Origin of the sequence: Nocardia jiangsuensis, from assembly GCF_042650385.1 — a bacterium.
GTDB classification, from domain to species: domain Bacteria; phylum Actinomycetota; class Actinomycetes; order Mycobacteriales; family Mycobacteriaceae; genus Nocardia; species Nocardia jiangsuensis.
This window is the reverse complement of sequence record NZ_JBHSAX010000013.1, coordinates 561,047-569,386: the sequence shown is the minus strand read 5'-3', so window position 1 is coordinate 569,386 and position 8,340 is coordinate 561,047. Positions and strand designations below refer to the sequence as shown.

Sequence of the window (8,340 nt, the reverse complement as noted above, 5' to 3'; positions counted from 1 at the left end):
TCCGGCCCCGACCGCGGCCTGCCTGTCCTCGCCACGGCCGGACCCTACACTTAGCCAACGGATTTCAGGCGCGGAACACTAGGCGGCCGCGCTGCCCGGCGACTGCGAGGACGTCCAGCACCGCGTGCTCGGTGTGGTCGGGCTGGTGGACAGGAGCACCGCGCCGTAGCGATCGGTCCGGCGCTCGGGCGCGGGCCAGGCCAGCACGCCCCGGCCGATCTCGTGTCGCATCTGCCCGCGCCTTCCGCTCATTATCTGGATGAGCCGACGCTACCGGGCCCGGCCGCGTGTGGACTTCGCACGCCGGCTCCGAGATCCGTGCCGCTTGTAGACGGTGGGACGTTGCTGACTAGGATCTCGACCGGCCCGGAATCGGCTGCACAACAGGGGATTCGCGGAAGCTCTCCGGCTCGATGACGTCCAGCGGCGCGGCGTGGCCGCCGATCTCGGCGGCGATGGCCTGCGCGGCCGCGTAGTCGATGTCGCTGATCCAAACCCGGGCCCCGCGCGCGGCGAGCGATTGCGCGGTAGCCTGGCCGATCCCGCGCGCTCCCCGCCGGTGACGCGGCCGGATCACCGCTGCACCCCCGGCCGGGGCGCGCAGCGCGAAGTAGCCGACGGCGCGAATCTCTCCAGGGGCGCGCGATCATCAGCGCGCGGCCGAGGAAGACCTCGGGCACCAGCTGCTGGGTTCGTGCGTGCCAGGGCGCGAAGTTCGCTGCTGGCCATCAGCGACTGCGCCCCGGCGGGGCAGCTACTACTTCGACCACCACGGCGATTGCAGCTCGCTCCGCCCGACCACCGGGCTGCAGGCATGGCGTACCAGCTGCCGAGCAACGCCGCCGCCTGAACGACCTGCACATTGGCCCCAGCACCCGCCTTTGGCAGCACTACCGCTGACACCCCGGCCCGGGCGGTGTGTCGATCGTTGGAATGACGGTGCAGAGCGGAGTTTTCGGTTACATTGCCGATTCTGGCCGATGGTCGGCCGAGCTGGGATGCTCAGGGAGGGTGGTCGGGGTGGATCCGGTGACGTTTATCGCCGCGGCGGTGGCAGCGGGGGCACAAGCAGGGCTCGGTGATGCGGCCAAGCAGGTGATCGTGGATGCCTACACAGGGCTTAGGGGACTGATCACCCGCCGATATGGGGTGGTCGACGCCGAGGTGGTGGCCCTGGAGTCCGAGCCGGAAGAGCCGCTGCGGCGCCAGCTGCTGGCTCGCCAGCTCACCAAGACCGGCGCCGGCGACGACCCGGAACTGCGGGCCGCTGCCGAGGAAGTGCTGCAGCTGATCGCCGAGAAGGCGCCCCAAGCTGCCGAAGCGGTCGGCATCAAGGTGTCGAACAGCACGATCCGTGGGGACGTCGAGGTCACCGACCTCACCGTCACCGGCGGCGGCGTCGGCTTCGACGGCGACGGTCTCGATGTCGGCGGTTCGCTGAAGTTCAAGGGCGGCCAGGTCGGGCCGCACGCGGACCCTCCGGCCGCGCACGGGTAGACCCGGCTCCGGGCGCGACACCCCACGGGAACAACCCGGCAGCGGCGGCACTGGTCAACCTGCGCGGTGTGAAGGCCGAGCAGGTTAGGATCGACGTCACCAACACCCACTTCGGGGTTGGAGCGATCGCCGACGTTGCGCTGCTGATGGGGACCTCGCGCTACGTGCCGCAGGTGCGCCACATCGCCCCTATCGACGGGCTCAGGGACCGGGTCGACGAGCTGGATGTGCTGGAGGGCTTCTGCCACGGTGACCGGCCGTATCTCTGGATCCGGGCCGAGCCGTGGGCGGGTAAATCAGCGCTGCTGTCGTGGTTCGCGCTGCACCCGCCACCGGGGGTGACGGTGGTCAGCTTCTTCATCACCGACCGGCTCGCCGACCAGACCGACCACACCGCGTTCACCGAGGCGGTGCTCGACCAGCTCGCCGTGCTGCTGCCCGATCAACGGACCCTGATCGCGGCCGCGGTCTTCCACCGCGACGGGCTACGCAACGACCTTCTCGACACCGCCGCCCAGCGCGAAGCTCAGCACGGGCGCCGCCTGGTGCTCGTGGTCGACGGCCTGGACGAGGACACTGGCAGACCGGCGATCGTGTCCCTGCTGCCCCCCCGGCCGGACGCGAACCTGCGGGTCATCGTAGCCAGCCGCCACGGACCCCACCTGCCCATCCCTGCCCGGCACCCGCTGACCGCGGCCAGACCATACCTGCTCACCTCCTCACCCCACGCCGCCGACATCCGCGACCTCGCCTTCGACGAGCTCGGGGAGCTACTCGATGGCCCCGCGCAACATCGTCAGCTACTGGGCCTGATCACCGCCGCCAACGGCCTGACGAGTTCCGAGCTCACCGAACTCACCGACCTGGCGCCCTACGAGATCGACACTCTCCTGCGCGGCGTCGCCGGGCGCAGCTTCCGCACCAGCGCGGCACCGGATGCCGCCGACCCGGTGTACGTGCTGGCCCACGAAACCCTGCAACGCACCGCCGAGAAACGCCTCGGACGCCAGCTCACCACGGCTTTGGACCGGCTGCACCGCTGGGCCGAGTACTACCGCGAGGTGGGGTGGCCGGCCGATACCCCGGACTTCCTGCTGCGCCGCTACTTCCCCGTCCTCGACCGGCACAACGACTTGACCCGCATGATCACCGCAGCCCTCGACACCTCACGCCACGACCGGATGCGCACCCGCACCGGAGGCGACGCGACCGCCCTGGCCGAAATCCGGACCGCGCAGCAACGCATCTGCGATCAACCCGATCCCGATCTGCTGGCCACCGCGCGCTTGGCCCGTTACCGCGACCGCGTACATGAACGCAGCGAAAACCTCCCCTTCGAACTCCTGACGACGTGGACGCTGCTGGGCCAGCACGACCGCGCCGAAGCGGTCGCCCACTCCTACTCCACACCAGGCAAGCAGGCCTCTGCACTCGCACACCTCGCTCAGCAGACCGCCCCCATCGACCCCAAACGCGCCACCCGGCTCGCAGACCGGGCCGAGACCATCGCCCGAACCATCACCAATCCGGGGGGGCAGGCCCACGCGCTCACCCGGCTGGCCGACGCCATCGCCGCTACCGATCCGGCCCGCGCCCAGGCCATCGCCCGCACCCTCGCCAACCCGCACCCGCAGGTCGACGTGCTTATCCGAGTCGCCGGAGCAATCGCCGTCACTCAGCCCAACCAGGCCGAAGCCATCGTCCGTACCATTTCTGACCCATACCAGCAGGCCCGCGCGTTCACCCAGCTCGCCGAAGCGATCGCTGCCACCCACCCCGACCGCGCCGAAGCCTTCGCCCGAACCATCACGGACCCAGACCAGCAGGCCCGCGCGCTCACTCGGCTCGCCGAAGCGGCCGCTACCAATCCCGAGCGCGCCACCCAGCTCGCCGACCGCGCCGAGACCACCGCCCGAACCATCACCGACGCATTTCAGCGGGCCCGCGTGCTTACCCAGCTCGCTGAGGTGGTCGCCGCCACCCACCCCGACCGCGCCGAGACCATTGCCCGAACCATCACCGACCCCGTGGGGCAGGCCCGCGTGCTCACTCAGCTCGCCGAAGCGAGTGCTGCTATCGATCCCGAGCGCGCCACCCACGTCGCCGACCGTGCCGAGACCATCGCCCGAACCATCACCGGCCTCGTGGGGCAGGCTCACGCGCTCAGCCAGCTCGCCGAAGCGGTCGCCGCTACCGATCCCGATCGCGCCATCCAGCTCGCCGACCGCGTCGAGACCATCGCTCGAACCATCGCCGACCCAGATCAGCAGGCCCGCGTGCTCACTCGGCTCGCCGAGGCGATCGTCGCTACCCACCCCGATCGCGGCGAGACCATCGCCAGAACCATCACCGACCCGGACCAGCGGGGCCGCGCGCTCGCCCAGGTCGCCCAGGCGATCGTCACGACCCACCCCGACCACGCCGAGACCATCGCCCGAAGCATCACCAACCCATACCAGCAGGCCCGTGCGCTCACTCAGCTCGCCGAGGCGCTCACCGCCACTCACCCCGATCACGCCGAAGCCATCGCCCGCACCCTCACCGACCCGGAGGATCAGGCCCGCGTGCTTGCCCGGCTCGCTAAGGCGATGGCCGCTATCGATCCCGCCCGCGCCACTCAGCTCGCTGACCGCGTCGAAACCATCGCCCAAACCATCACCAACCCGCACCCGCAGTTCGACGCGTTTCTCCGGGCCGCCGAGGCGATTACTGCCACCCACCCCGACCGCGCCACCCGGTTCGCCGCCCGAACCATCATTCACACGCGCCAGCAGGCCCTCGCGCTCACTCGGCTCGCCGAGGCGCTCACCGCCACTCACCCCGATCACGCCGAAGCAATCGTCCGAACCATCACCGACCCGGAGGATCAGGCTCGCGCGCTCGCCCAGTTCGCCGAGGCGATCGCCGCCACTCACCCCGACCGCGCCGAGACCATCGCCCGAACCATCACCGACCCATACCAGCAGGCACACGCGCTCGCCCAGGTCTCCGCGGCGATCGTCATCACCCACCCCGACCACGCCGAAGCCATCGCCCGAACTATCACCGACCCCTACCAGCTGGCCCCCGTGCTCGCCCAGCTCGCCGAAGCGAGGGCTGCTATCGATCCCGCCCGCGCCACCCAGCTCGCCGACCGCGCCGAGACCACCGCGCGAACGATCACCGACCCAGTGGGACAGGCAAACGCGCTCACTCGGCTCGCCGGAGCGGTCGCCGCTATCGATCCCGCCCGCGCCACCCAGCTCGCCGACCGCGCCGAGACCACCGCCCGAACCATCACCGACCCGGAGGATCAGGCCCGCGCGCTCGCCCAGCTCGTCGAGGCGATCGCCGCCACTCACCCCGACCGCGCCGAGACCACCGCCCGAACCATCACCAACCCGGAGGATCAGGCCCGCGCGCTCGCCCGGCTCGCTAAGGCGACGGCCGCTATCGATCCCGCCCGCGCCACCCAGCTCGCCGACCGCGCCGAGACCATCACCCGAACCATCACCAAGCCGCGCGATCAGGCCCAGGCGCTCACCCAGGTCGCTGAGGCGATCGCCGCGAGCCACCCCGACCGCGCCGAAGCCATCGCCCGCACCCTCACCGACCCATGCCAGCGGGCTCGCGTGCTCACTCGGCTTGCCGAAGCGGTCGCCGCTATCGATCCCGACCGCGCCACCCAACTCGCCGACCGCGTCGAGATTATCGCCCGAACCATCACCGACGCATCCCAGCGGGCTCGCGTGCTCGCCCAGCTCGCCGGGGCGGTCGCCTCTATCGACCCCAACCGCACCGAGACCATAGCCCGCATCCTCACCATCCCGGGCGGTCAGGCCTACGCGCTCGCCCAGCTCGCCGAGGCGCTCACCGCCACTCACCCCGATCACGCCGAAGCCATCGCCCGCACCCTCACCGACCCGGAGGATCAGGCCCACGCGCTCACCCGGGTCGCCGCGGCGGTGGCTACCGAACCAGGACCGATTGATGAGCTCGCAAATCCGGTTCAGACCCGGAGTTCCGGAGCGCGGAGCAGAGGTCTGCTCGCGCGGGCGTGGTCGATATCAGGGTGGGTGGTTCCTGTCGCTGCGCTACCTGTCGTTGACATCGCCATCGCGCAGGCTCTTGCAGCGGAAATTCTCGGCGAGGAACTGCATCCGGGATAGCCGACGGGACATCCGAGTCCACCGCTCGCAGGCGGCGGACAGACGTCCCTGTCCGCGTCGCGGCAGAGGTATCGCCGGTGATCGCGCCGTCGGCGATGGATTCGAAAGGGGTACATCGCTCGCTTCAAACGGCTCACCCGCGCCGATCTCGGCACACTCACCCGCGAGGAACTGCTCGACCGGTTCGAGGCGGAGCAGAGGTACTGGGCGTTCAAGGAGCGGGGCGTGCTCAGCGAGCCCGACCAGCAAGCCCGGGGCGAGTTCTCCGAGCTGCTCAACGCAGCGCTCAATCCCGGGGGTCTGGCCGAGTCCATTCTCGAGGACGCCGCATGGCTCCGGGGTGAGCGCTCCGGTGCCAGCACGTACTGGTCCGAGATCCCGGCCGGTCCGCCCGCCCATAGCTGTCCCCGCGCCGACCCGAGCTACGCCCGCATTCCCGCTCGCTGTGCGGGCAGTGAACGCCGACAGCGGCTTCGGTGTTGGAGGTGCACGCGCTCGGCGAGGCGTATGGGGCTGATGCACGGGTAGGTGGCAGACCACACTGTCACCTCATCGTGCAGCAGCCCCATCTGCCTACGACAACTTATTCTGAACTGATCAGTAAGAGCCGGACCTGGCGTTCCCGGCGCCCGCACCGTCAGTAGCGGCTCGATCACTGCCCATAACCCGTCGTCCACGATCCACGGTACCGCCAGGCAATGGGTCATTCCCTGCTCCAGGCTTTCATCACAACTAAGAAATCTCGCAGCGCCCGCGTGCGATTATGGTTGAAGCCGATCTTCTTCTCTCGATCCTTGAGTACCTGTTCGTAAAGCGGTACCGCGTCAGACAGTCGCCCTGCCATCCGGTAGATGCTTGCAAGGTTGTTACGGGATGACACAGTGATGGGGTGGTCGGGGCCGAGAATCCGCTCGCTATCAATAAGATTCTGCTCCGACAAACTGATCGCCTCAGGCAACCGGCCTACTGCCTGGTATGCGCTGGCAAGGTTGTTGCGGGATGCCAGGGCATTGGGATGGTTGCTTCCCCAGAATCGTTCGTATTGAGTGATGTTCTGTTCGTACAGATCGATTGCCTCAACCGACCGTCCCGCTGACCCGTAGGCACCCGCGAGGTTATTGCGTGAGTTCAGGGTATCGGGATGGTCGGGACCGAGCATTCGCTCGCAGTCAGCGTAGACGTGGTACGCCAGAGTCACAGCACGAGTGATGTCGGCTGCATTGAGCAGTTGTCGTGTCGCCCATCGCCGAGCATTTAGTGTCTCGGCAAAGGTCTCGGCTTCAATGTCAGATTCCTGGCTGATGGCCTCCCATAGAGACTCAATGTGATCAACCAAGCGAGAGCCTTCGTCGCGGCGAGGGAACGCTTCGGACTCGTTGAACAGTAACGGTGCCAGAATTGCGACCGTGGCTGTGGCGATCTTGTTGATTGTACCGGTAGCGTGCGCACGTTCGCGCAGAACCCTGGCGACGAGTCGGTGTATCACTAGGGTTTGCTTTGTAGCCGACCAGGACAGCAGTGATCCATTCACGCACCGCGCAAGTGCTTCGTTCAACCGACCGTCACGGTCGGGCAGCATCGTGAAGTCGACGCCCTGGGGAGCTAGCATCGCCATTACTCCCAACAGCCAACGGACTACTTCATCGAGATTTGTATCGCAGTTGGAGTTTTCGGTGGTCTGTACGGAAAGCAGCAAAGCCTGATGCACGGAAAAGGGATGGTCGCTTCCCCTGCGGCGCGGCAGTACTGCAGGGAGTGGTTGGGCTGCCATAAGTTGTTGGTAGCGGGTGTAATTCAAGCGACGACCGACGATGGTGGCTGCTGCAGCTGACAACGCCAACGGCAGATCCCCAATCTCTGCCGCAATCGCCCCGGCACCTCGCGGGTCGTCGAGACCGGTCGCCTCCTCCAAATAGCGCACCGACTCGGTCCGAGTAAAACCTGATCCGACGTCCACCGCAACTCCCAGCTGAGCGAAGGCACGATCAGTGCTCGTAATAACCACATGAGTCGTTCCGCCAGTCGGTAGCAGAGTATTAATCAGGTCGGAGTCGGTGGCATTGTCGTACACCAGAAGTGATGGCTCTTTCCATCCCGACAGGTGATCACGTAACCGTCGCGACGAAGCCATAGAATCGCCGTCGGGATCAGCAATCCCGATTCGTGCGGCAATTTCAGCCATACCGGCGAGCACGGTGTTACGGGTTTCAGCGTTGACCCATCCGACCAACTCAACACCAGCAGCGATTAGCTCACGCGCGTAGGCAGCGGCGAGCTGGGTCTTGCCTGCACCCCGCATCCCGCACACCACCACTACCGGGCGATCCTGCAGCACTTGCTGCAACTGAGTAAACTGCGCCCGAACAATGAAATGCGGTGCCTGACGCGGCATCCAACCCACTATTACGCGCCCCGACACTGTCGATGGCGAGGCTGTCTGGTCTTGATCGGAGGTAATGGGGTTTCGTCCCTCGGACGCTGTGGCCGCCGTCAGTGAAATGAAGTTACGGCTGGCGATGACCTGCGGGTCGTCGACGTGGGGACTGCCATCGGCGGCGTTCGATAAAGAATCGATATCTGAGTGCCCGGTTTCCGGCAGCCAATTCCCTCCGGTATGTGGGTGCTGATAGCGATCGACTGCCTCGTTTATCCGCCCTGCCGTCTTAGAGGCGCCGGCAAGGTTGTGACGGGATGC

At 67.3% G+C, this 8,340-nt stretch carries 5 protein-coding genes; 2 read left to right on the top strand and 3 right to left on the bottom strand.

What is annotated here, in order from left to right; all coding sequences use genetic code 11:
• Positions 1 to 78: 78 nt before the first annotated feature.
• Entirely contained in the window at positions 79 to 231 is a 153-nt protein-coding gene (locus ACFO0B_RS14135) for a hypothetical protein (protein WP_378612862.1), read from the bottom strand.
• A gap of 118 nt (positions 232 to 349) precedes the next feature.
• On the bottom strand, positions 350 to 577 hold the full coding sequence (locus ACFO0B_RS14130; RefSeq protein WP_378612861.1) for an SDR family oxidoreductase: 228 nt from the start codon (positions 575 to 577) through the stop codon (positions 350 to 352).
• Positions 578 to 1,020: 443 nt separating this feature from the next.
• On the opposite strand from ACFO0B_RS14130, the gene ACFO0B_RS14125 reads away from it, so the two are divergent.
• Both ACFO0B_RS14125 and ACFO0B_RS14120 read left to right on the top strand, forming a co-directional pair.
• Entirely contained in the window at positions 1,021 to 1,497 is a 477-nt protein-coding gene (locus ACFO0B_RS14125) for a hypothetical protein (RefSeq protein WP_378612860.1), read from the top strand.
• Positions 1,498 to 1,565: 68 nt separating this feature from the next.
• The gene (locus ACFO0B_RS14120; RefSeq protein ID WP_378612859.1) at positions 1,566 to 5,645 is read left to right on the top strand and encodes a hypothetical protein; all 4,080 of its coding nucleotides are present in this window, start codon (positions 1,566 to 1,568) and stop codon (positions 5,643 to 5,645) included.
• Positions 5,646 to 6,348: 703 nt separating this feature from the next.
• Here ACFO0B_RS14120 and ACFO0B_RS14115 read toward each other — a convergent pair.
• A partial coding sequence (locus ACFO0B_RS14115; RefSeq protein ID WP_378612858.1) for a tetratricopeptide repeat protein occupies positions 6,349 to 8,340 on the bottom strand: 1,992 nt, incomplete at its 5' end.